General features: G+C 67.8%; 2 protein-coding genes. One reads left to right on the top strand and one right to left on the bottom strand.

The features are described 5' to 3' along the window. Positions 1-72: 72 nt before the first annotated feature. On the bottom strand, positions 73-1260 hold the full coding sequence (gene nadA / locus ACFW2Y_RS35655) for a quinolinate synthase NadA (protein ID WP_384887861.1): 1188 nt from the start codon (positions 1258-1260) through the stop codon (positions 73-75). 227 nt (positions 1261-1487) lie between these two features. On the opposite strand from nadA, the gene ACFW2Y_RS35660 reads away from it, so the two are divergent. Next, positions 1488-1844 (top strand): iron-sulfur cluster assembly accessory protein, encoded by a 357-nt coding sequence (locus ACFW2Y_RS35660; RefSeq protein WP_018848827.1) that lies wholly within the window; start codon positions 1488-1490, stop codon positions 1842-1844. Positions 1845-1919: the final 75 nt, after the last annotated feature.

A 1919-nucleotide genomic window follows, 5' to 3' on the forward strand; every position in this document is an offset into this window, starting at 1 on the left:
GTCCCACCGTCCGTCCGACGGTGGACCGGGCCGTACGGCCGGGCCGCGGGCAGCGCCCCCGCGGCGGTGCGCCTACGGCAGCGCCAGCATCCGCTCCAGGGCGAGCTTGGCGAAGCTCTCGGTCTCCTTGTCGACCTGGATCTGGTTGACGAGGTTGCCCTCGGCCAGGGACTCCAGGGTCCACACCAGGTGCGGCAGGTCGATCCGGTTCATGGTCGAGCAGAAGCAGACCGTCTTGTCGAGGAAGACGATTTCCTTGCCCTGGTCGGCATAGCGGTTCGCCAGTCGCCGGACCAGGTTCAGCTCGGTGCCGATGGCCCACTTGGAGCCGGCCGGAGCCGCCTCCAGGGCGTTGATGATGTACTCGGTCGAGCCCACGTAGTCCGCGGCGGCGACGACCTCGTGCTTGCACTCGGGGTGGACGAGCACGTTCACGCCCGGGATGCGCTCGCGCACGTCGTTCACCGAGTCCAGCGAGAAGCGGCCGTGCACCGAGCAGTGGCCCCGCCACAGGATCATCTTGGCGGACCGCAGCTCCTCGGCGGTGAGGCCGCCGTTCGGCTTGTGCGGGTTGTAGACCACGCAGTCGTCCAGGGACATGCCCATGTCGCGGACGGCGGTGTTGCGGCCCAGGTGCTGGTCCGGCAGGAAGAGGACCTTCTCGCCCTGCTCGAAGGCCCAGTCCAGGGCGCGCTTGGCATTGGACGAGGTGCAGATGGTGCCCCCGTGCTTGCCGGTGAAGGCCTTGATGTCGGCCGAGGAGTTCATGTACGAGACGGGCACGACCTGCTCGGCTATGCCGGCTTCGGTCAGCACGTCCCAGCACTCGGCGACCTGCTCCGCGGTGGCCATGTCGGCCATCGAGCAGCCGGCCGCGAGGTCGGGCAGGACGACCTTCTGGTCGTCGCCGGTGAGGATGTCGGCCGACTCCGCCATGAAGTGCACGCCGCAGAAGACGATGTACTCGGCCTCCGGCTTGGCGGCGGCGTCACGCGCGAGCTTGAAGGAGTCGCCGGTGACGTCGGCGAACTGGATGACCTCGTCGCGCTGGTAGTGGTGGCCGAGCACGAAGACCTTGTCCCCGAGCTTCTCCTTCGCGGCGCGGGCGCGCTCCACGAGGTCCGGGTCGGAGGGCGACGGCAGATCGCCAGGACACTCCACGCCGCGCTCGCTCTTCGGGTCGGCCTCGCGACCGAGCAGGAGCAGGGCGAGCGGCGTCGGCTGGACGTCGAGGGGCTGGGCGGTGGTCACGTCACGCACCCTTTCTTCGGGGAACCTTTTCGTCTAAATGACGCTATCTATCATAACCGCTTTACGTCATATTGACGATGTCCATAGTGTCGATGTGACGAATTCGCCGTCCACGCTTCCGGACGGGGTGTGCGAGCATGAAAGGGGAAAGACCCCACTCGGCCCGGAATGAATCCGGGGCACCGTCGGTTGCAACCGTCGGCAAGCAGTCTCCGTACACACCGGGAGAGAAGCAGATGTCCGTATCGGACGAGAAGACCACTGTCAGCGACGGCATCCTCCTGTCCGACGCCGCCGCGGCGAAGGTCAAGGCCCTCCTCGACCAGGAAGGCCGCGATGACCTGGCCCTGCGCGTCGCCGTTCAGCCCGGTGGCTGCTCCGGCCTGCGTTACCAGCTCTTCTTCGACGAGCGCTCGCTCGACGGCGACGTCGTGAAGGACTTCGACGGCGTCAAGGTCGTCACCGACCGCATGAGCGCCCCGTACCTGGGCGGCGCGTCGATCGACTTCGTCGACACGATCGAGAAGCAGGGCTTCACCATCGACAACCCCAACGCCACCGGCTCCTGCGCCTGCGGCGACTCGTTCAGCTAAGCCCGTGCACACATGAGGGCGGCGGCCCCGGGCCCGCCCGGAGCCGCCGCCCGCAAGCACGCCCGGGTGCGGCGG

The organism is Streptomyces sp. NPDC058877, from assembly GCF_042742855.1.
Taxonomy (GTDB): Bacteria; Actinomycetota; Actinomycetes; order Streptomycetales; family Streptomycetaceae; genus Streptomyces.